This is a genomic window from Mesorhizobium sp. 128a (genome assembly GCF_053848025.1).
In genome coordinates this window covers 412,163-433,875 of sequence record NZ_JBSPKY010000003.1, presented here as the reverse complement: position 1 = coordinate 433,875, position 21,713 = coordinate 412,163, and the positions used below count along the sequence as shown (strand labels likewise).

Annotated in this window: 20 protein-coding genes and 1 tRNA gene; 9 read left to right on the top strand and 12 right to left on the bottom strand. The window is 63.7% G+C overall.

The features are described 5' to 3' along the window. Positions 1-82: 82 nt before the first annotated feature. Positions 83-1,216 (bottom strand): ornithine/lysine decarboxylase, encoded by a 1,134-nt coding sequence (gene odc2, locus ACWTU9_RS08405; RefSeq protein ID WP_455857895.1) that lies wholly within the window; start codon positions 1,214-1,216, stop codon positions 83-85. Positions 1,217-1,755: 539 nt separating this feature from the next. Here odc2 and ACWTU9_RS08400 point away from each other — a divergent pair. The 4 genes from ACWTU9_RS08400 (at position 1,756) to ACWTU9_RS08385 (ending at position 5,815) form a co-directional block, all read left to right on the top strand. Continuing rightward, entirely contained in the window at positions 1,756-2,955 is a 1,200-nt protein-coding gene (locus tag ACWTU9_RS08400; RefSeq protein WP_455857894.1) for an amidase, read from the top strand. Between the two features lie 3 nt (positions 2,956-2,958). Continuing rightward, positions 2,959-3,858, top strand: a complete 900-nt coding sequence (locus ACWTU9_RS08395) for a LysR family transcriptional regulator (RefSeq protein ID WP_454585771.1) — start codon at positions 2,959-2,961, stop codon at positions 3,856-3,858. Positions 3,859-3,947: 89 nt separating this feature from the next. Then, positions 3,948-4,616, top strand: coding sequence for a DUF1007 family protein (locus ACWTU9_RS08390; RefSeq protein WP_454585772.1), 669 nt, complete (start codon positions 3,948-3,950; stop codon positions 4,614-4,616). A gap of 8 nt (positions 4,617-4,624) precedes the next feature. After that, positions 4,625-5,815 carry a nickel/cobalt transporter gene (locus tag ACWTU9_RS08385; RefSeq protein WP_455857943.1) on the top strand — a complete coding sequence of 397 codons (1,191 nt, stop codon included), beginning with the start codon at positions 4,625-4,627 and terminating at the stop codon, positions 5,813-5,815. A 10-nt stretch (positions 5,816-5,825) separates the two neighbouring features. Here the strand turns inward: ACWTU9_RS08385 and denD are convergent, their stop codons facing one another. The 4 genes from denD to ACWTU9_RS08365 are packed head-to-tail and all read right to left on the bottom strand — an operon-like array spanning position 5,826 to position 8,765. Then, positions 5,826-6,809: a D-erythronate dehydrogenase gene (denD, locus tag ACWTU9_RS08380; protein ID WP_455857893.1), complete on the bottom strand. Its 984-nt coding sequence runs from the start codon at positions 6,807-6,809 to the stop codon at positions 5,826-5,828. Positions 6,810-6,822: 13 nt separating this feature from the next. After that, positions 6,823-7,029: a hypothetical protein gene (locus ACWTU9_RS08375; protein ID WP_455857942.1), complete on the bottom strand. Its 207-nt coding sequence runs from the start codon at positions 7,027-7,029 to the stop codon at positions 6,823-6,825. Between the two features lie 58 nt (positions 7,030-7,087). After that, positions 7,088-8,065: a cation diffusion facilitator family transporter gene (locus tag ACWTU9_RS08370; RefSeq protein WP_455857892.1), complete on the bottom strand. Its 978-nt coding sequence runs from the start codon at positions 8,063-8,065 to the stop codon at positions 7,088-7,090. Between the two features lie 13 nt (positions 8,066-8,078). Continuing rightward, complete coding sequence (locus ACWTU9_RS08365; RefSeq protein ID WP_455857891.1) at positions 8,079-8,765, bottom strand: GNAT family N-acetyltransferase; 687 nt, start codon at positions 8,763-8,765, stop codon at positions 8,079-8,081. 83 nt (positions 8,766-8,848) lie between these two features. On the opposite strand from ACWTU9_RS08365, the gene ACWTU9_RS08360 reads away from it, so the two are divergent. After that, the gene (locus tag ACWTU9_RS08360; protein ID WP_455857890.1) at positions 8,849-10,033 is read left to right on the top strand and encodes a pyridoxal phosphate-dependent aminotransferase; all 1,185 of its coding nucleotides are present in this window, start codon (positions 8,849-8,851) and stop codon (positions 10,031-10,033) included. Positions 10,034-10,137: 104 nt separating this feature from the next. Here the strand turns inward: ACWTU9_RS08360 and ACWTU9_RS08355 are convergent, their stop codons facing one another. After that, positions 10,138-10,899, bottom strand: a complete 762-nt coding sequence (locus ACWTU9_RS08355) for an SDR family oxidoreductase (RefSeq protein ID WP_455857889.1) — start codon at positions 10,897-10,899, stop codon at positions 10,138-10,140. 272 nt (positions 10,900-11,171) lie between these two features. Further along, on the bottom strand, positions 11,172-11,924 hold the full coding sequence (locus ACWTU9_RS08350; protein ID WP_455857888.1) for a tellurite resistance TerB family protein: 753 nt from the start codon (positions 11,922-11,924) through the stop codon (positions 11,172-11,174). 203 nt (positions 11,925-12,127) lie between these two features. Between ACWTU9_RS08350 and ACWTU9_RS08345 the strand changes: the two genes are divergently transcribed. Continuing rightward, positions 12,128-12,490, top strand: coding sequence for a YybH family protein (locus ACWTU9_RS08345; RefSeq protein WP_455857887.1), 363 nt, complete (start codon positions 12,128-12,130; stop codon positions 12,488-12,490). A gap of 21 nt (positions 12,491-12,511) precedes the next feature. On the opposite strand, the gene trhO is transcribed toward ACWTU9_RS08345, so the two are convergent. Beyond that, positions 12,512-13,438, bottom strand: a complete 927-nt coding sequence (trhO, locus tag ACWTU9_RS08340) for an oxygen-dependent tRNA uridine(34) hydroxylase TrhO (RefSeq protein ID WP_455857886.1) — start codon at positions 13,436-13,438, stop codon at positions 12,512-12,514. A gap of 177 nt (positions 13,439-13,615) precedes the next feature. Between trhO and ACWTU9_RS08335 the strand changes: the two genes are divergently transcribed. Beyond that, positions 13,616-14,254: a 2-dehydro-3-deoxy-phosphogluconate aldolase gene (locus ACWTU9_RS08335; RefSeq protein ID WP_455857885.1), complete on the top strand. Its 639-nt coding sequence runs from the start codon at positions 13,616-13,618 to the stop codon at positions 14,252-14,254. Between the two features lie 69 nt (positions 14,255-14,323). On the opposite strand, the gene ACWTU9_RS08330 is transcribed toward ACWTU9_RS08335, so the two are convergent. The 4 genes from ACWTU9_RS08330 to ACWTU9_RS08315 form a co-directional block, all read right to left on the bottom strand. Beyond that, a complete protein-coding gene (locus ACWTU9_RS08330) occupies positions 14,324-14,461 on the bottom strand; it encodes a hypothetical protein (protein ID WP_455857884.1) in 138 nt (45 codons plus the stop codon). 94 nt (positions 14,462-14,555) lie between these two features. Further along, a tRNA-Gln gene (locus ACWTU9_RS08325) sits at positions 14,556-14,629 on the bottom strand. 131 nt (positions 14,630-14,760) lie between these two features. Further along, positions 14,761-16,587 carry a DUF882 domain-containing protein gene (locus ACWTU9_RS08320; RefSeq protein ID WP_455857941.1) on the bottom strand — a complete coding sequence of 609 codons (1,827 nt, stop codon included), beginning with the start codon at positions 16,585-16,587 and terminating at the stop codon, positions 14,761-14,763. A gap of 390 nt (positions 16,588-16,977) precedes the next feature. After that, positions 16,978-18,513 (bottom strand): sigma-54-dependent transcriptional regulator, encoded by a 1,536-nt coding sequence (locus tag ACWTU9_RS08315; RefSeq protein WP_455857883.1) that lies wholly within the window; start codon positions 18,511-18,513, stop codon positions 16,978-16,980. 144 nt (positions 18,514-18,657) lie between these two features. Here ACWTU9_RS08315 and ACWTU9_RS08310 point away from each other — a divergent pair, with 144 nt between their 5' ends. Together ACWTU9_RS08310 and ACWTU9_RS08305 are read left to right on the top strand one after the other, a co-directional pair. Then, the gene (locus ACWTU9_RS08310; RefSeq protein ID WP_454574518.1) at positions 18,658-20,496 is read left to right on the top strand and encodes a M3 family oligoendopeptidase; all 1,839 of its coding nucleotides are present in this window, start codon (positions 18,658-18,660) and stop codon (positions 20,494-20,496) included. Between the two features lie 413 nt (positions 20,497-20,909). Further along, on the top strand, positions 20,910-21,638 hold the full coding sequence (locus tag ACWTU9_RS08305) for a proton-conducting membrane transporter (RefSeq protein WP_455857882.1): 729 nt from the start codon (positions 20,910-20,912) through the stop codon (positions 21,636-21,638). The last annotated feature ends 75 nt before the right edge of the window (positions 21,639-21,713 follow it).

The window sequence follows — 21,713 nt, the reverse complement described above, 5'->3', positions numbered from 1 at the left end:
TCCTTCACGAGCGGAGGTTGTTCCACAGGCGAACCCGGGCGGACGCAAACGCCCGCCTGGGGAGATCTGAAGGCCGAAGCCGTCAGATCACGTAGGATCGGAGAGGCTCGAAGCCGTTGAAGGCGACCGCCGAGTAGGTGGTCGTGTAGGCGCCGGTGCCTTCGATCAGCACCTCGTCGCCGATGGTCAGCGACAAGGGCAGCGGGTACGGCGTCTTTTCGTACATCACGTCGGCCGAATCGCAGGTCGGGCCGGCGAGCACGCAAGGTGCGGTCTCCGAACCGTCATGACGAGTGACGAGCGGGTAACGGATCGCCTCGTCCATCGTCTCGGCCAGACCGCCGAACTTGCCGATGTCGAGGAATACCCAGCGCACATCGTCGTTGTCGGCCTTCTTGGAGATCAGCACGACTTCCGACTTGATGACGCCGGCATTGCCGACCATGCCGCGGCCCGGCTCGATGATGGTCTCCGGAATGGCATTGCCGAAATGCTTGCGCAGCGCCGAGAAGATCGCCTGGCCATAGGCCTGGGCCACCGGCACGTCACGTAGGTAGCGCGTCGGGAAACCGCCGCCCATGTTGACCATCTTCAAGACGATGCCTTCGTCGGCGAGCGTGGCAAACACCTTCTTGGCGTCGGCCAGCGCACGGTCCCAGGCCGTCAGGTCGGTCTGCTGCGAGCCGACATGGAACGACACGCCATAGGCGTCGAGGCCGAGCGTCTTGGCATGGCGCAGCACGTCGACGGCCATCGCCGGCACGCAACCGAACTTGCGCGACAGCGGCCATTCGGCGCCTTCGCCATCGGTCAGCACGCGGCAGAACACGCGCGCGCCGGGAGCGACGCGGGCGATCTTGTCAACTTCCTCGACGCAGTCGACCGCGAACAGCCGAATGCCGAGCTGGTAGGCGCGTGCGATGTCACGCTCCTTCTTGATGGTGTTGCCGAAGGAGATGCGGTCCGCCGGCGCACCGGCGTCCATCGCCATCTCGACTTCGGCAACGGAAGCGGTGTCGAAGGACGAGCCCATCGCAGCAAGGAGTCGCAGGATCTCCGGCGCCGGGTTTGCTTTCACCGCATAGTAGATCTTGGAATCGGGCAGCGCTTTCTCGAAGGCGCGGAAATTGTCGCGCACGACATCGAGGTCGACGACGAGGCAGGGGCCGGACGGACGTCGGGTGGCGAGGAAGTCAAGGATGCGCTGGGTGGCCATCGGGGTCTCTCCATCGCGCCTTTCGGCGCGCACAAGGGTGCGGACGCAGGCTATCGGCCTCGCGAACACGCGGTCAAACAAAGGCGGGACGTCGAATTCATGGAACCAGCCGGTGGAGACCCCGGAACCATGAAACGCCGTCTCGCGGCGATGAACCTTGGCCTTGCCCGGCCTCGGTTCGCTTTGTCTGCCTTGGCTTGGATGGGAGACCCGTCCGCACTGCCGGCAATGAAGGTGTGCCTCTTTAGTAACCCCGGTCTTTGGACAACCGGAAGAGAACCAGAAAGGCCCGCACCGTCGTTGCTTCAAGGTGTCCTCGGGCTGGCGGTTGGCCGCTAGACCGACTGGAGGGGTTGGCTCCAGTTACCTTACCGATTTCCCTCACCATTCGAGGATCGGCGGACACCCACAGGCACGTGCGACTTTGGGCAAGCGCGATATAAGATCGAAAGATTTCACAATCAATAAAAATCGTATCCCAGGTTGTAAAATTTCTGGCATCGAACAATGCTGCGCCAACTGTATCCGGATATCGAACGATGCCAGGCACGCACGGCCCGCTCAACGCCTTTCTCGATCTGCGTCGCATGCCGGTCGCCGATGCGGAACTGGGTCCCCTGGCCGGGCTCAGGTTGGCCGTGAAGGACATTTACGACGTCGCCGGCTATCGCACCGGTTGTGGCAATCCGGTGAAGTTTAACGAGGCGCACGCAGCCTCCAGCACGGCGCCTGCCGTACAGATGATTCTCGACGCCGGCGCGCGTTTCATCGGCAAAACGCAAACTGATGAGCTTGCTTTCTCGCTGATGGGCCAGAACGCGCATTTTCCGTTTCCGGTGAACCCGGCGGCCCCTGATCGCGTCACCGGCGGCTCGTCCTCCGGGTCGGCGGCGGCGGTGGCAGGCAAGCTCGCCGACATTGCTACCGGCTCCGACACCGGCGGCTCGATCCGCACGCCGGCGAGCTTTTGCGGGCTGATCGGGCTGCGCACCACGCATGGCCGCGTTTCGCTCGACGGCACCATGAAGCTGGCGCCGAGCTTCGACACGTTCGGCTGGTTCGCCGACGACATCGAAACCTATGAGACGATCGGCAAATTGCTGCTCGGCCGCGACCCGCATCAGCACCCGCTCAACCGTCCGCTTTCGATCCGCTGGCTGGACGCCTTTGTCGCCGGTCCGGCCGAGGCAGCCGAGTATGCCAGGATGAGGGCGCTGGCGGCCACTGTCGTCGGCGAGCCAAAGCCGGTGGAGTACGTCTTTGCTTCCTTCCCGGGGGAGCTCTACTGGTGCTTTCGCCGGCTGCAGGCCTGCGAAGCCTGGCAAGAGCATGGCGCCTGGATCATATCCGGCGAGCGCGATCTCGGACCGGGCGTCGAGGAGCGCTTCGGCTTTGGCCGGACGATCGACGCAAAGACGGCACAGGCCGAGGCGGTGCGCCGCCTGACCTTCCGGTCCGAGCTCGCCGCCCTCCTCGGCCAGGACGGGTTTCTGGTCCTTCCCACGGTTCCAGGCCCCGCCCCTCTGGTCAAAAGCTCGCCTGAGCAACTCCAGGCCTACCGCGAAAGGGCCTTGCATCTTCTGTGCCTTTCGGGTCTTTCAGGCTTTCCACAAATCACACTGCCGCTGGGCTCGGTTGATGGCGCCCCTTTTGGCCTCTCGCTTCTCGGCCCTTCCGGCAGCGACATTGCCCTGATACGGCTCGGCCGGCGGCTTCTCGATACGGCACGAAAGGCCTGATCCATGGACACACTGACCCGCATGCGCGCCTTCATCGACGTCGTCGAGGCCGAGGGTTTTTCGGCCGCCGCGCGCAAGATCGGCCGTTCCAAGGCGCTGCTGTCGAAATACGTGCGCGAACTCGAGGACGAGCTCGGCGCGCTGCTGCTCAACCGTACCACGCGGCAGTTCTCGATGACCGAGGCAGGCCATACCTATTACAGCCGCGCTTCGGAAATCGTGCGCGAGGTCGACAGCCTGGCCGACGCGGTGCGCGAATCCTCCGGCGACGTTCGCGGCCGGATCAAGCTGTCGGCAGCGCGCACCTTCGCCGATGCGCCGATCGGCCAGTCGCTGATCGACTTCGCCAAGCAGCATCCCGACATCGTGCTCGACATCCAACTCGACGACCGTTTTGTCGATCTGGTCGAGGAGGGCTTCGATCTTGCCGTGCGCATCTCGCGGCTGGAGAACTCATCGCTGATCGCGCGGCGCCTCGGGCCATTTTCGGTCAGGCTGTGCGCATCGCCGGAGCTGATCGCCAAGCACGGCAAGCCGACGCGCCCGCAAGACCTCGCCAACATGCCCTGCATCGTCGACACCAATGGCCGCTCGCTCGCCAACTGGCGCTTTAAGGGCGATGGTGAGGAGTCCATCAGCGTCAATGTGTCGGGCCCGATCGAGGTCAACAGTCCGATGGCCGCGCGTGCCGCTGCCGTGTCCGGCCTGGGCTTCGCCATGCTGCCTGATTTCATCGCCGCTCCCGACCTCGAAACAGGCAGCCTGGTTTCTATGCTCGACGACCGCATCCAGTCGGGCAGCGGCATTTTCGCCGTCTATCCGCACCGCCGTTATCTGCCAGCCAAGGTCCGTGTTTTCGTCGATTTCTTGGTGCAATGGTTCAAGAACCGCGAGGGCGCCTGACCCGCTTCAACCATGTCGCGGTCCCAATTTCGCCCGCTTTCTGGTAACCTCTCGAAATCTCTCCGAGGCCGATGGAACAGCGACCGAGAATGCACCTGAAACAGCACGCAATCATGCTGGCTTCGGCCTTGGCGGCGCCTTTTGCCGCCGTGGGAGCGGTTGCGGCGCATCCTCACGTCTTCGCCGAGGCCCGCCTCGACGTAATCCTCTCGCCGGATCACCAAAGTGTGAAAGCGCTGCGCCATCTCTGGCGCTTCGACGATTTGTTTTCGAGTACGGTGATGATGGAGTTCGACAAGAACTCCGACCTGAAGCTTGACGACAAGGAGCTGAAGGATGTCGCCGACACCGTCCATGCCTCGCTGGCCGAGTTCAACTATTTCCAGCTTGTCACCGTCGACGGCAAGGACGTGCCGATGACGCCGCCACCGCACCTGATGGCCAATTTCGACAACGACCAGTTGATCATCCTGTTCGAATCCGAACCGAAGGTGCCGATCAAGCTCGCCGGCAAGATCGATTTCGGTGTCTACGATCCGACCTTCTACACGGCGATCGATTTCACCGAGGATTCCAACATCACCGTCGAAGGCCTGCCTTCGAACTGCACCAAAAGCGTCATCCGGCCCGACCCGGACGAGGCGATCAAGGAAAACCAGAAGACCCTGACGGAAGCTTTCTTCAACGATCCGACAGGCACCGACATGAGCAAGATCTTCGCCACCAAGCTCGAACTGAACTGCCCGCCAGAAGGATAGATCCGGTGATGAAACCGTCCCTGCGTTTGGCATTCGGCCTCATCGCCGCTGCCCTGGTGATGACGCACTTTCTCGGCACCGCTCACGCCCAGAGTTCGCTCGGCATCGGCGTCAATGACGGCATGGCGCCCACCACCGGCCCGTTCGCCCACATGCTGATGTGGATCAATCTGCGCCAGCAGGAATTCTATCGCGCGCTGGCCGCGGCGATGAAGGAAATGCGCGAGGACGGCAGCAAGATGTGGCTGCTCATCGGCCTGTCCTTCGCCTATGGCATTTTCCACGCCGCCGGCCCCGGCCACGGCAAGGCGGTGATCTCCTCCTACATGGTGGCCAATGAAGTGGCGCTCAGGCGCGGCATCCTGTTGTCCTTCGTCTCGGCGCTGCTGCAGGGCCTGACCGCGATCGTGGTGATGCTGCTTGCCTATTTTGTCCTGCGCGGCACCGCCATTTCGATGACCGACGCAGCCTGGTTCATGGAGATCATGAGCTATGTCTTCGTCACTCTGTTCGGCGCCTGGCTGCTGTGGCGCAAGCTTGGGCCCACGGTCCTGCGCTGGTTCGGCAAGGCGCCCGCCTACAGCCTTTCGGCAGCTCACGCCGGCCATTCGCATGCGGGCCACTCTCACGCCGGCCATTCGCATGCCGCCCACAGCCATTCTGCTCATGCTCATTCGTATTCGCTTCACGCTCATCACGATCATGCCGCGCATGATCATTCTCACGACCACAGCGCCCATGATCATGCCGGACACGATCATTCCCACCATGATCATTCCCATCACGGTCATGCGCATCACGACCATGCCGGCGAGGTCTGCGACACGTGCGGCCATTCGCATGCGCCCGATCCGGCGCTGCTGTCCGGCGACCGCTTCGACTGGCGCACGGCATGGTCGGCGGTGGCCGCCGTCGGCATCCGCCCCTGCTCCGGCGCGCTGATCGTGCTCAGCTTCGCGCTGCTCAACGGCCTTTGGCTCGGCGGCCTGCTCTCAGTGCTGGCCATGTCGCTCGGCACCGCCATCACCGTCTCGGCGCTGGCGACGATCGCGGTCACAGCCAAGAACTGGGCGGTTTATTTCGCCGGGGACGGCCGCATGGGCAACCGCATCCACACCTTCGTCGAGATCGGCGGCGCCGCCTTCGTCTTCCTGTTTGGATTGCTGCTCTTGTCGGCGAGCCTGACGGGCAGCGTATAATGGTTGCGGGTCAGGCCTGACCCGCAATCTTCCCATCAAGTTCATCCTCGATATGAGCTTGGATGATCTCGTCAAAACTCTTCTCGGCGCTGAAGCCGAGGTCTCTTGAGCGCCTAGCCTCGAAACGCGTCGGCCAGCCCTTGACGATCGCCCAGATCGTCTCGTCCGGCTCTTCGCGGATCAGCTTCACCACCTCGGCGCCGGCAATGCGCTCCAGCGCCTCGATCTGCTCGCCGACGGTGACGGCGACGCCGGGCATGGTGATGTTGCGGCGTGGCCCGACGGCGGCACCGTCGAGCCCGGCGGCATGGATCAGGAAGCCGACCGCCGAGCGCGGGCTGGCATGGGTGTGCAGCACCGAACGCGGCACCGGCAGGATCGCCTCCTGACCGCTGAGCGGCTCGCGGATGATGCCGGAGAAGAAGCCTGAGGCCGCCTTGTTCGGCTTGCCGGGCCGCACACAAATGGTCGGCAGCCTTATGCCGATGCCGTCGAAGAAGCCGCGCCTGGAATAGTCGGCCAGCAGCGCCTCGCTCATCTGCTTCTGTGTGCCGTAGGAGGTCAGCGGCGTCGGATGGAAGTCGTCCGGTATGACATCGGGGAACGGCGCCCCGAACACGGCGATCGACGAGGTGAAGACGAGGCGCGGCGCAAAGCCTGCCAGCCGGACCGCGTCGAACAGCGCCCTGGTGCCGTCGAGGTTGACGCGGTAGCCGAGATCGAAATTGGCTTCCGCCTCGCCCGAAACGATGCCGGCGAGATGGAACATCACGTCGGGGCGTGAGGCGACCAGGCTTTCGGCAGCGCCGGCCTCGGCCAGATCGCCGGTGTGGGTGCTGACACTGACGCCCTCCATCGCCGGCGCCTGCGGCGGCACGATGTCGTGAAGGTCGAGCGCCGTGATCTTGCGGCCGTTGAGCGTGCCGTCCTTGGCCAGCCGGGCGACAAGCTTGCGGCCGACCATGCCGGCCGCACCAGTGATCAGGATGCGCATTTCGAAAAGCCTCTTATTTGCCCTTGTTCCGGCTGCGGCCCCGCAACCAGAACACCAGAAAGAATGCCAGCACGAAGCCGATGCCGACGATGCCGGCAAGAACGGTCGAGATATTGCCGACGGCCAGCATCACCGTCGGCAGATAGAACGCCGCGATGCCGAACAGCAGCATGATCCAGGCTGCGGCAATCAGCGCGTTTCGCGTGTCGCGATCCATCATGCCGTCCCGCCATTGCGGAAACCCGTCGACCTGGATGCCAATGCCATGAAATTTCCTGTCAGTGATAATGGCCGTGATGCGGTAGCGCACCATGGTCGTGGTCATGATCGTGATCGTCATGGCTGTCGGCGCACTGGCCGAATTCCGGCTCGACGGTGGCGTGGCTGATGCCGTGCTCGGCGGCGAGCCGCTTCTTGATGGCGCTGACCGCCTGATGCGGATCGACGCCATCGTTGAGGCAGGCATGCAGCGTCGCCATGTTGCTGGAGCCGTCGAGCGACCAGACATGCATGTGGTGCACCTCGCGCACGCCCTTGACGGTGCCGGCAATATCTTTTGCGATCAGGTCGCGGTCGAGGCTTGCCGGCACGCCTTCGAGCAGCACATGGGCGGCTTCGCGCATCAGCGACCAGGCGGTGGACAGGATCAGCACCGAGACCAGCACCGACAGGATCGGATCGATCGGCGTCCAGCCGGTAGCCAGGATCACCAGCGCAGCCACGATCGCCGCCGCCGAGCCGAGCAGGTCGCCCAGCACATGCAAGATGGCGCCGCGCATGTTGAGACTGTCGCGGTCGCCGCCATGCAGCACGAAGAACGACGCGATGTTGACTAGAAGGCCGGCGATCGCCACCACCAGCATCGGCCCGCCAAGCACCGGCGCCGGCGTCATCAGGCGGCCCCAGGCCTCGTAGACGATCCACAGCGCGATGGCGAAGATGGCGATGCCGTTGGTGTAGGCGACCAGCGTCTTGACCCGGCCAAAGCCATAGGTGAGGCGCACCGTCGCCGGCCGTCCGCCCAGATGGAAGGCATACCAGGCAAGGCCGAGCGCGATGGAATCTGCGAGCATGTGGCCGGCGTCAGCCAGCAGCGCCAGCGATCCCGTCAGCAGGCCGCCCAGCACTTCTGCAACCATGAAGCCCGCGGTCAGGCAGGCTGCGACCAGCACGCGTTTCTTGTCGGTCGAGCCATGCACATGACCGGCGCCGTGGCTGTGGCCAGCATGCGAACCGTGATCATGGCTGTGCGCCATCGGAAAACTCCTGTTACGCCCCCAACTCGGCGCGGAAATCCTCGAGCCGCCGCTTCTGTCGGCCTTCGCCATCGAAATTCGCCGGATCGAGCCATGCCTCATAGGCTTTGCGCAAGGACGGCCACTCCTTGTCGATGATCGAGTACCACGCGGTATCGCGGTTTTCGCCCTTGACCACAAGATGCTGGCGGAAAATGCCCTCGAACTTGAAGCCGAAACGCTCCGCCGCGCGCTTCGAGGGTTCATTGCGGTGGTTGCATTTCCACTCGTAGCGGCGATAGCCGAGCCCGTCGAAAATGTACTTCATGAACAGGAACTGCGCCTCGGTTGCCGCCGGCTTGCGCGAGATCAGCGGCCCCCAATAGATGTTGCCGATCTCGATGACGCCATAGGCCGGGTCGATGCGCATCAGCGTCTGCCGCCCGGCCACCTTGCCGCTGGCCTTGTCGATGACGGTGAAGAACAGCGGATCCTCGCTCGCCTCGACCTTGTCCAGCCATGGCTGGAAATCGGCACGGGTTTGCGGCGGATAATCGGGCAGCCAGGCAAAGCGGCCGTCGATGTCGGGCACGGATGACGCTTCGTAGAGGCCGTCGCCATGCTTTTCGGCGCTCAGCGGTTCGAGCCGGACATAGCGACCGTCAATCGGCTTGCGCTCGGGTCGCGGGCGCGCCTGCCAGTCTTTGAGATTTTCCGACACCAAAAACTCCAATCCGTTTGACTTTTGCGAGCCGAGGCTCACAAAACCGCATCCCAACAGCAAGAACCACACGGACGGGAAAAATGCTCCACACGATTTCGGCCTTCGACCGTCTCGGCGAGGAAAACGCCTTTGCGGTGCTCGCGAGGGCCACGGCGCTTGCGCAACAGGGCCGCGACATCGTCAATCTCGGCATCGGCCAGCCCGACTTCAAAACCCCGCAGCACATCGTCGAGGCGGCGATCAAGGCGCTGCGTGACGGCCACCATGGCTATACTCCGGCCAACGGCCTTCTGGCGACCCGCGAGGCCGTGGTGCGGCGCACGCTGACCACGACCGGCGTCGAGGTCTCGGCCGAGAATGTGATGATCCTGCCCGGCGGCAAGCCGACCATGTTCGCGGCCATCCTGATGTTCGGCGAAGCGGGTGCCGAAATTCTCTATCCCGATCCAGGATTTCCGATCTACCGCTCGATGATCGAATTCACCGGCGCGGCCCCCATTCCGGTGCCGATCCGCGAGGAGAACGGCTTTGCCTTCTCGGCTGAGGAGACGCTGGCGCTGATCACATCGAAGACCAGGCTGCTGATCCTCAACTCGCCAGCCAACCCGACCGGCGGCGTGACCCCGCGCGCCGAGATCGAGAAGCTGATCAAGGGCCTGGAGAAGCACCCGCATGTCGCGGTTCTGTCGGACGAGATCTACGACGTCATGACCTATGACGGCGAGACGCATTTTTCGCTGCTCAATTTCCCCGAAATCCGCGACCGGCTGATCGTGCTCAATGGCTGGTCGAAGACCTGGGCGATGACCGGCTGGCGCATGGGCTGGTCGATCTGGCCAAACGGCGACAAGGGCGCCCACCTCTACGACAAGGTGCGCAAGCTGGCCGTCAATTGCTGGTCCTGCGTCAACGCCCCCAGCCAGTTCGCCGGCATCGCGGCCATAGACGGCCCGCAGGACGATGTCCACAAGATGATGCGCGCCTTCGACAACCGCAGGAAGATTGTGGTGGAAGGCCTCAATGCGCTGCCCGGCGTTTCCTGCATCACGCCCAAGGGCGCCTTCTACGCCTTCCCCAATGTTTCGAAGACCGGCTGGAAAGCCAAGAAACTTGCCTCGGCGCTGCTCGAGGATGCCGGTGTCGCGCTGATCGGCGGCCCCGATTTCGGCATTCTCGGCGAAGGCTATATCAGGCTCTCCTACGCCAATTCCGAGGAGAACATCTTGCGCGCGCTGGAACGGATCGAGGCTTTTTTGAAGAAGTAGTCACGGCCGCCCGGCCGGGTCCCCGCTGCTTCGCAGCGTCCCGGCGTTCGCTGGCCTTTCATCGTGCCACTGGCCCGATGAATTCGCTTCGCGAACCGGCTGCTCTACCCTCTGCCCACAAACGGCATCTTCGTCGCCATCACCGTCATGAACAACACATTGGCGTCGAGCGGCAGGCTGGCCATGTGGACGACGGCGTCGGCGACGCGCTGGACGTCCATCACTGCCTCGGCGGCGATCGAGCCGTTGGCCTGCGGCACGCCGACCGTCATGGCCTGCGCCATGTCCGTCAGCGCGTTGCCGATGTCGATCTGGCCGCAGGCGATGTCATAGGGCCGGCCGTCGAGCGCCAGCGTCTTGGTCAGCCCGGTGATGGCATGCTTGGTCGCCGTGTAGGGCACGGAGCCCGGCCGCGGTGCATAGGCCGAGACCGAGCCGTTGTTGATGATGCGGCCGCCCATCGGCTTTTGTCTGCGCATGGCGCCGAAAGCGGCGCGGGCGCACAGGAACGATCCCGTGAGATTGACGCCGACAATGTCGTTCCAGACCTCGACCGGGATTTCGTCGATCGGCGTCGACTTGTAGCTCATGCCGGCATTGTTGAAGAGCAGGTCGACGCGCCCGAAGGCTGCCGCCACCGTCTCGAACAGATCGTCGACTTCACCAGGCTTGCTGATGTCGCAGGCAACCGCCAATGCCTTGGCGTCCGTCCTGCCGGCTTCGGCGATCGCGGCGTCGAGCACCTGTTTGCGGCGGCCGCAGAACACGGTGTTCCAGCCCGCCTTGAGCAGCGCGGTGGCGACGCTCTTGCCAATGCCGGTGCCGGCGCCGGTGACGATGGCGGTTTTCTCTGTGAGGGCTGTCATGATTTTGCTCCTGCGCGCCGCGCATCCCCGGCGTACATCGGGATGCATCCGAATGCACCGAGCCATCGCAAATGACGGGGATCATGGCAAGCCGAACACTTGGTGATCGGCTGAACAAAAAGGGCGGTCATTGGCGACCGCCCCGATCTGAACCGGGCTTGGGAGGAGGATAAGCCGATCCGACTGTTAGAATCATGCGCTTCCTCGGTAAACGAGACGTTAACGCATTTTTCCGGCCCGGCGGCTCTGCTTCAGCCACGCGGCCGCGCTGGCTACCAGCGCGGGTTCGGCGCGGTCCCCGCCGGGACCGGCACCTTGGCCGCCGATACCGTCGCCTCGACATGGTCGACCAGTGCATCCGGCAGGCCGAGCCGGCCGGCGAGCAGGTCGAGATAGCCGCGTTCGGCGCGCGTATCGGGATCGATGGCCAGCCTCGACGCCGTATAGAGCTCGAGCCTCTGCTCATCGGTCTTGGCGCCGGCGACCAGCGTGTCGAGGTCGAGCGGGCTGTCCAGCTCGGCCAGCAGGAATTTTTCGGCATCGGAACCGACGCCGGCGAGCTTGAGCTTGCCGGCGATCTTTTCGCGCTCCTCGTCGTCGACATGGCCGTCGGCCTTGGCCGCCGAAATCATCGCCCGCACCAGGGTCAGCGTGAACTCGTCCTCGCCCTGCGGCGCCTGCGAAGGATGAAAGGCGGTGTCGGCGGGCGGCGGCAGCAATTCCGGACCGCCTGCCCCTGACGTCCCGGCCGCTGGCGCCTGCTCGGGGGCATTGCCGGCCTTGTAGTTCTGGTAGGCCTTGTAAGCGAGACCGCCGATCGCGGCCAACCCGCCGAGCTTGATGGCGGTGCCCGTCACCTGGCGTCCCGTTCCCGTCCCAAGCAACACCGCGGCCAGCGCACCGGCGGCCAGCGGATTGTCCTTGGCCATCTGCACGGCCTGTCCTGCCTTGTCGCGGACGGTGCCGGTGGTGCCGGGGACTTGCGAGCCGAGCAGGTCGTCGAGAAGCTTCTTGGGGTCGAACATGGTGCCTCCAGAAAAGGGCTCGTGCCTGATAAGAACGAGCAGGTTTTGGACGTTGCAGACGTAGGTCCCGCTTGTTGACATTACAATGACGGACGGCCGCTTTGCCAGCAATGCGGCTTTTCGAAAACTGGATTGCTATGTGTCGAAATGGGTAGCGGCTTGCGCTAGTGTCGCGCCCTTCGTGACGAGGGAGGAGCTTCGCCGTGATCGACGAGACAGAACGCCAGCCGGCGCGCGATCCGCAGGATCTTGAGCGCCTGCTGATTGACCGGCAGTGGGTGGGAGACATTGACGGAATGGTGGCGCTGTTCGAAGCCGATGCCATCATCGACACCGGCGAGGCGGAATTGACGCGCGGCCATGACGCCATCCGAGCTTTGTTCGAAGCATTTGCCGCGACCGGTCGCAAATTCCAACGTGGGGAGCAGCGACCGGCGGCCATCAACGGCGCCCTGGCGCTGACCTCGACCCGGCTTCCCGACGGCACGGTGACCTCAGAGGTTGCGCGCCGGCAGGCCGATGGCAGGTGGCTATGGGTGATCGACCGCTATTCCGTCGCCTGGTGACCGAAGCCCAGCGAAACCGAGCTAGCTTCCGATGTGCCCCCTGCCCTGCGCCTGCGCCAGTTCGACCTGGCGCTGGCGCTCGGCGTAGCGGGTGCGATCTTCGTCCGAGCGGGCCTCGAAGCAGTGCGGACATGACACGCCGGCAGCATAATGCGGTGACAGCCTTTCCTCGGGTGTCAGCGGATGCCGGCAGGCGCGGCAGAGTTCGGCTTCGCCCTCTGTCAGCCCATGCGAGACCGATACCCTTTCGTCGAACACGAAGCACTCACCTTGCCAAAGGCTTTCTTCGGCCGGCACCTCTTCGAGATATCTGAGGATGCCGCCCTTGAGATGGAACACATCCTCGAAGCCGAGCGACTTCACATAGGCCGTCGCCTTTTCGCAGCGAATGCCGCCGGTGCAGAACATCGCGACCTTGCGGCCATCGAGCGCATCGCGATGCTTTTCCACCCAGGCTGGGAATTCGCGAAAGCTCGATGTCTGTGGATCGACGGCGCGCTCAAAAGTGCCGATCGACACCTCGTAGGCATTGCGCGTATCGATCACGATGGTCCCGGGATCCGAGATCAGCGCATTCCAGTCGGCCGGCGCGACATAGGTGCCGGCGCCCGTCGCCGGATCGAGGTCTTCGACGCCCATGGTGACGATCTCGCGCTTCAACCGCACCTTCATGCGATGGAACGGCATTTCGGCGGCGGTGCTGTATTTGACCTCAAGGCCGACGAGACCCTCGATGGACTCCAGATAAGCGATCAGATCGGCAATATCGGTCTCGCTGCCGGCGACCGTGCCGTTGATGCCTTCCTGCGCCAGAAGCAGCGTGCCCTTGATGCCGCGGCCGCAGCAGAAGGCGGCGAGCGGCGTCCGCACGGTCCGCAACGTGTCGAAGTCGCCCAACGCTGCAAATTTGTAGAGCGCGGCGACGCGCACAGGTTCATGGGTGGTCATCGCCAAGCCACTAAACCGTGGTCAAAGCGGATTCAAGGCAAAGCCGACAAAGCCTTGTCGGCATTCGCTGAGTGGCTCATGGGCCGACAGATGTGACAACGCGGCAGGCCGGCTTTCGTGGACTCGGAATCTGCCTTCTGCTAATCGGTTGAAATCATCCCCCGGAGAGACAAGCCAATGCCCAGCAAGACCGAAAAGCTCCTGTCGCTGCTCAACGGCCAGCCGGTCATCCCGGTGCTGAAGATCGCCAATGTCGCGGACGCCGTGCCGCTTGCCCGGGCGCTCGCCGCTGGCGGCCTGCCGGCGATCGAGATCACGCTGAGGACCGCCGATGCCCTGGAAGCGATCCGCCGCGTCGCCGGCGAGGTCGAGGGCGCCATTGTCGGATCCGGCACCATTCTCGATGCCAAGCAGTTCGACGAGGCCGCCGCCGCCGGCTCGAAATTCATCGTCAGCCCCGGGATCACGCGCGAGCTGCTAGCGGCGGCCAAGGACAGCGACGTTCCCTTGCTGCCGGGCGCCATCACGCCGGGCGAAATCATGGCCGCCCGCGAGGCCGGCCTGCGTTTCCTGAAATTCTTTCCGGCCGAACAATCGGGCGGCATCGCCTCGCTGAAGGCTTTCGCCTCGCCGCTGGCCGACGTAAAATTCTGCCCGACCGGCGGCATCTCGGCCAAGAACGCCGCTGACTATCTCAGCCTGCCCAACGTTGTCTGTGTCGGTGGCTCCTGGGTAGCGCCGGACGAACTGGTCAAGGGCGGCAAATGGGACGAGGTCGAGGCGCTCGCAAGGGCCGCGAGCAAGCTCGGAAAGTAACCTCCGCTACTTTGCCTTTGCGCAATTCCCAAGGGAAAGCGCCTCCGCGCTTTTCCCGGGAAAACCGTCTCACAATTCTGGAATTGCTCTCGGCACAAAAACCGACCGGCTTGCGCCGACCGGGTCTTCTGCTTCCGAAAATACGGCCAGTTGCAGACCGTGATCTTCTTCACGATCTTCTGGTGATGCCGCCAGGTCGTGACCCATTTGGATCGGCAGTGCTTCTTGTCGAGAAGTTCAGCCACGCGTGATCGCCTGGGATGGGCGTGGCATAGCGGTCAAGAGGTCTTGGATCGAGAGTTGGTTCCCGCTCATGGGCTCGAACCACGATTCACGCCTTCAAAGGGCGCTGTCCTACCATTAGACGAAGCGGGAATGCAGGCTGGTGGTTAGCATTCCGGGACGCTGGAAGCCAGTCCCAAGGATGTATCGATAGTCGGCGGCCCTGAAAAGCAAAAGCCGCGCAGGTAGCCCGCGCGGCTTCGATGTCTGTCCGGTCGAGGCCCTTACTTTGTCTGGAAGCGGGCGACCGAAAGGAATTTTACGGCATTGCCGGTGAAGCGGTTGGCGCCGGCCATCTGGTTGTCCGCCTGGAAGCCTGCGGTATAGACTTCGCTCGGCGGCGTATGCACGATGTTGTAGGCATAGCGCGGCGCAGTCGTCGGGCTGGAAACGGTGGCGATATTGTCGCCGCTGCTCAGCGCCCAGCGCGCCGCCTGCGGTTCGGCCGCGATGACAACGGCCTTCGGTCCTGGCTTCAGGTCGCGGGCCGAGGCTCTCGCTTCCTTGCGCGTCGTCTTTACACCGGCGCCAATCGCCGAAGCCGGATCGGAACCGGCCGGGCGGGCAGCAATGGCGCCGCGCGGCGATGCGGCATCGACACCTGACGGGTCGTTGAAAGCCGAGCGCGGCTCGAGCGAGGCAACCTGATAGTCGTCGGTAACACCTGCGGCATCGGTGGCGCTGGCCTGTTCAAGAACGGCCTTGACCTCATCCGGACGCTGCGACGGCAGCACCGAGAAGGCATCGGTTGCAGTCTGCTTGTGGGCAGCCGAATCGGCCAGCGCCAGCAGCACGCTCTTGTCCTGCGCCGCAAGCTCAGCCGGCGGCGTAGAGCGGTCGGGACGCCAGGTCGGCAACGGGACGTTGACCGCAACCTGCGCCGGAGCGGCAGCCCCTTGGTCGGCGTTGCTCACATCGGCCATGCCGAACGGCACATTGGCCGGCGCCTGCGCTGTTACCACCGTCTGTTCGGTGGTGGCATCTGCCATGCCGAACGGCACAGTCTCAGGCTGCTGCGCACCGACATCGGCTTTCGGCCGCGGTGCAAAATCGGGCAGCGGCACTTCCTTGGCCGGCAGCGCCGCGATGATCGTCTCCGGCGTATCCTGCTGCGGCCCCGAATCGTCCGCGCTGTCGTCGGCAAGCTGCGGAATATTGGCGCGCTTGGCGTTCTGCGGCGACACGATCGCGATGCCGGGCAAGTTGCTGTCGTTGTTGTTGTTGCTCCTGGCAGTCAGGACCGGCTTCACGCTTCTCGGCGACGGCGCGGCGGTCGCGACATCGGCGCTGTCGTCGGCTTCGTCTTCGCCGCCACCGCCAAAGAAAGCGGACAGGAAGCCACCGGATTTCTTGGTGCTGCCGCCAGCGCTGGCCATCATGATGGCCGGGGAACCGGCGCCCTTGCGCGCCTTGTAGGCTGCCATCGCCTGCTCATAGCCCGGCAGGGGCTTGCCGTCGCTGGGCACATGCAGCGTCTTGCCATTTGGAAACAGGCTGACCAGTTCCTGGCGGCTGATGCCGGGCCAATGGCGCACATTGCCGACATCCATGTGGACGAAGGGCGAACCGGACGACGGATAATAGCCGACGCCGCCGCCCTGCATCTTGAGGCCGATGTTGCGAAGCTTCTTCAGCGGCACGCCCGGAATGTAGAAGTCCATCGCCTTGCCCAGCATATGCTGGCTTTCCTTGGCGACGCCTCGGCTGCGGCTGCGCAGCATCGAGTTGGTCGCCGGCGAGCGATAGCCGCAGACGACCTGGATGTAGTCGGTGGCGCCGGCCTGCCGGTAGGCTTCCCACACCAGGTCGAGCAGGCGCGGATCCATCTTCGTCGGTTCGTTGCGACGCCAGTCGCGCAGGATGATGTTGATCTTCCTGAGGCCTTCCGGATCGTAGCGGCCATTGCGCTTGTAGACGATCTCGGCCTTTTCGTGCGTGTGCAGGTGATAGAGCTTGAGCGAGCGCGTTTCAGCGCTGGCGCCGGCAGCAGTTGCGGCAAGGAAACCGAACGCAACAATCACCGCTGCCAGCCATCTCGGCCAGACGCCAATGTGATAGTGCCGCCCGTTTCTGTGTCGTTCGACTTTGTTCAAATCAAAAGGCCTTGCAGGCTGCCGTTTGTCCCCGGATTTGTCCAAACGGATGCGTGGTTCTCACATCCGAATATCGATCCTAATGGTTAATCATCGCTTATTGAAGCCGAAATGCGGTAACACCGTGGCGATATCCCGTCAAAAATAATACACAGGATTTCTTGGTAAACTGCTGGTTTAGATCAAGATTCAGCCTTTTACCGCTACACGATCTGTTACCATTGGCCTTAATGCGTGAACAGCGCTGTTCGCACCAGCCATATTCCTGCCCCAACTCCTTATGCAGTGCGGAATATTGCCTGGCAAGCTGGTCCCGGCCTTATGCCGGCAAGCTGTGGAATACTGTTTTCAAGAGGCAAGGCGGTCGAGGCGGCCGGTTTCCGGGTCGATGCCGTACTCCTTGAGCTTGCGGTAGAGCGTCGAGCGGCCGATGCCGAGACGCCGGGCAACCTCGCTCATCTGGCCGTTATAGTGGTCGATGGCCAGCTTGATCATTTCGAGCTCGACATCGGCCAGCGCGCGCACATTGCCGCGCTCGTCCAGCGCCCTCAGCGTGCCGAAACGCGACTGCAACCTGGCGGGAGGCTCTAGCTCGGCAGCGACAGGTCCAACGTCATCAGTCTGCGCGCTATCGCCTTGCGATTCGCTCCACGCCATGCCGGGGTCCGACAGGGACGCGTCGGCATCGAGGTTGATCGTGCCATCGACCTGCGCCCGGATTTGCGGGAATTCGTCCAGCGTCAGCACATCGCCTTCGGCAAGCACCGAGGCCCGGAACACGGCGTTTTCCAGCTGCCTGATGTTTCCCGGCCAGTCATAAGCCTGCAGCATGGCCAGTGCGGCGTCCGAAATGCCGTGCAGGCGATTGCCCGCAGGCGCCACCTTGTCCATGAAATGCTTGACCAGATAGGGGATGTCGTCGCGCCGGTCGCGCAGCGGCGGCACGACGATCGGGTAGACGTTGAGCCTATAGAACAGATCCTCACGGAACTTGCCGTCCTTGACCTGTTGCAGAAGGTTGCGGTGCGTGGCCGAGATCAGCCTGATATCGACCCTCACCGTGGCACGGCCGCCAACCGGATCGACCTCGCCGTCCTGTACGGCGCGCAACAGCTTCACCTGTACGTCGAGCGGCAGGTCGCCGATTTCATCCAGGAACAGAGTGCCCGAATGCGCCTCGACGAACTTGCCGGTGTGTTTGTCGGTGGCGCCGGTAAACGAGCCCTTCTCGTGGCCGAACAGGATCGATTCGACCAGATTGTCGGGAATGGCGCCGCAATTGACGGTGACGAAGGGTTTTGAACGACGATCCCCGGTGCCCTGGATGGCGCGCGCCACCAGTTCCTTGCCGACGCCCGATTCGCCCTCGATCAGGATCGGGATGTTGGAGGCCGCCGCCTTCTGGCCAAGGCGGATAACCCGGTCCATCGCAGGACTGTGCGTGATCATGTCCTTGAAGGTCAGGTGGCCGCCGCGCCGCCGCGACGTGCGCTTGACCTCATCCTCGACCGCCTCGACCTTGAGCGCGTTGCCGATCGCGGTCTGCAGCCGGTCGGGAGATGCCGGCTTGACGACGAAATCGAAAGCGCCATGGCGCATGGCCGAAACCACCGTCTCGATGCCGCCCTGCGCGGTCTGCACGATGACGGGAACGGTGATGCCGCGCTCGCGCATCGCCTTCAGCACGCCGATGCCATCAAGACCGGGCATGCCAAGGTCGAGGATGACCGCCGACACATCCCGCGCATTGGGTCCGTCGAGGGCCGCCAGGCCGGCCTCGCCGCCATCCGCGACGATGGCGCTGTGGCCGAATTTCGTCACCGCCGCCTCGAGCAACCTGCGCTGCACGGGATCGTCATCGACTATGAGAATGGAACCTGTCATGACTGATTTGAGTTGTCCGCCCGGGAAATTCCCATGGATCATCCTGGCACAGGGTTCTAAACAAGGTTTCAAAAAACCCGGTGAATGAATTCCTTAGGATTTGATCGGCTTATCCTTCCCCTTGATCCCAGAAGGTAATTGTTGATGCGCAGGATTCTCGGTCGGCAGCTTGCGGCGGCAGCGTCCGGTCAGGGCGCGGCGGAGCTCGGCGACCTGCCGGAATGGAACCTCGCCGATCTCTATTCCGGCATGGAGGCGCCTGAACTGAAGCGCGACATCGCCAAGGCGGCCGCCGACGCCGTCGCCTTCGAGAACCGCTGGAAGGGCACGCTGGCCGCGGAGGCTGGCCGCGGCAGCGCCGGCAAGCTGGGTGAGGCGCTGGCCGCCTATGAGGCGCTGGAGGAACTGATCGGCCGCATCGTCTCCTATGCCGGTCTGGTCTATGCCGGCAACACCGCCGATCCGCAGCGCGCCAAGCTCTATGGCGACATCCAGGAGAAGATGACCGACGCCAGCGCGCATCTTCTGTTCTTCGCGCTGGAACTGAACCTGATCGACGACAAGGCGCTGGAAGCAGCCCTCGCCGCCGATGCCAGCTTTGCCCACTACCGGCCCTGGGTGCTCGATCTGCGTATGGACAAGCCATACCAGCTCGAGGACCGGGTCGAGCAGCTATTCCATGAAAAGTCGATCACCGGGCGCGGCGCCTGGAACCGGCTGTTCGACGAGACGATGACCGATCTGCGCTTCGACATAGACGGCGAGGAGCTGACGCTGGAACCGGCGCTGAACCGCCTGCAGGACGCCGATGGCGAGGTCCGCCGCCGTGCCGCCGAGGCGTTGGCCACCACCTTCCGCAAAAGCCTGCGCACCTTCACCCTGATCACCAACACGCTGGCCAAGGACAAGGAGATTTCCGACCGCTGGCGCGGCTTCGAGGACATCGCCGATTCACGCCATCTCGCCAACCGCGTCGAGCGCAGCGTGGTCGATGCGCTGGCGTCGGCCGTACGCGAGGCCTATCCGCGCCTGTCGCACCGCTACTATGCGATGAAGGCGCGCTGGCTCGGCATGGATGTGATGAACCACTGGGACCGCAACGCGCCCTTGCCCGAGACCCCGCAGGCGGTGATCCGCTGGGATGACGCCAGGCACACGGTGCTGTCGGCCTATCAGCGCTTTTCCCCTGATATGGCGGAGATCGCTCGTGTTTTCTTCGATCGCAACTGGATCGACGCGCCGGTGCGGCCCGGCAAGTCGCCCGGCGCCTTCGCCCATCCGACCGTGCCTTCGGCGCACCCTTATGTGCTGCTCAACTACATGGGCAAGCCGCGCGATGTGATGACGCTGGCGCATGAGCTCGGCCACGGCGTGCACCAGGTGCTGGCGGGCGGCCAGGGCGCGCTGATGGCTTCGACGCCGCTGACTTTGGCCGAGACGGCCTCCGTCTTCGGCGAGATGCTGACCTTCCGTTCGCTGCTGGACCAGACCACCGACAAGCGCGAACGCAAGGCCATGCTCGCCCAGAAGGTCGAGGACATGATCAACACGGTCGTGCGCCAGATCGCTTTTTACGAGTTCGAGCGCAAGGTGCATGCCGAGCGCAAGAACGGCGAACTGACCTCCGACAAGCTCGGCCAATTCTGGCTCGAGGTACAGGCCGAAAGCCTGGGGCCGGCGATCAAGCTGCGCGAGGGTTACGAGGTCTTCTGGACCTACATCCCGCACTTCATCCACTCGCCCTTTTACGTCTACGCCTATGCTTTCGGCGACTGCCTGGTGAACTCGCTCTACGCGGTCTACCAGAATGCCGAGCACGGCTTTCAAGACAAGTATTTCGAAATGCTGCGTGCCGGTGGCACCAAGCATCACTCCGAGCTCCTCGCTCCCTTCGGCCTCGATGCCACCGACCCCGCCTTCTGGCAGATCGGCCTTGGCGTGATCGGCGGCCTGATCGACGAGTTGGAAGCGCTCGACAGTTGATGCTACGGAGCCGTTGGACCAGTAGCGCGGAGCGAAAGGTTCGGCGGCGGTCTCGACTTTGCGAAATCGCAGAACAGTTTAGCCGGAATGCATGTGACGGTAGCTCTGTTCTTGTTCTAAATATCTGTTCTTGAAGAACTCTCGGGCGAAATTTTCCGTTAGCTTTCCGGAATCCGTATGATAGCCTTTCCGATTGAAGCTCAGCCGGGCGCGCGGCTCAGGCCGGACAGCATCCCGGCCCTTGGCAGCGGTCTGGCGGATGCGACAGCGACGGTTGGCAATGGGCGGGAAGCCGAACGCCGGCAGTCGGATAGACCGGCTGTTCCCTGAACCGCCGAACCATCATTGGATGATCCGATCCGCCAAGGTCATGACTTTAGGCGGCGGCGGACGGATCCGACTGGAGAGAGACCATGACCTTCTTCTACATTGTCCTGGCGTTCCTTGTAGGTTTGTTGGTTGGCTGGTTTATCTGGGGCCGGCTGCGCGGTGAGCTTGACAGCCTGCGCGGCGACCTCGACCGCACCCGCAGCGAGCGCGACAGGCTGCGCGCCGATGCCGACCGCCTGACAGGCGAACTCGACGCTTGCGGCAAGACCCGCGCCGATCTCGAGCGCCGGCTGCGTGAAACGTCTACTCCATCGGCCAAGCCTTCCAGCGCGGCGCCGGCTGCGATGTTGTCGACACCGGCAACGGCCAAGTCCGCTCCGGCCGCGAAGCCCGCCAAACCTGCGGCGGCCAAACCTGCCGCCAAGCCAGCTGCGGCCAAATCCGCGGCCGCCAAACCGGCTGCCAGCAAACCCGCGGCTGCCAAGGCGAGCGCCGCTCCGAAGCCTGCCGCTTCAAAGCCCGCCGCAGCCCCCAAGAAGGCCGCCCCGGCAGCTGGGAAGGCCGACAATTTGCGCCGGCTGATCGGCATCGGCCCGGTCAACGACAAGCTGCTCAAGGGCCTTGGTGTCACGACTTATGCCCAGATCGCCGCCTGGACGGCGGCCGACGTCAAGCGCATCGAGGACACGCTGAATTTCGACGGCCGCATCGCACGCGAAAAGTGGATCGAGCAGGCCAAGCTGCTTGCCGCCGGCGACGAGACGGAATTCGCGCGCCAATTCCCGACCGCCGGGACTGCCAACAACACCTGATCTGATCATCGGCAATAGGGCCGACAGGGCGGCGCCCTCGGGGCGCCGCTTTTGTTTTCGCAAGCGCCGCCGTCT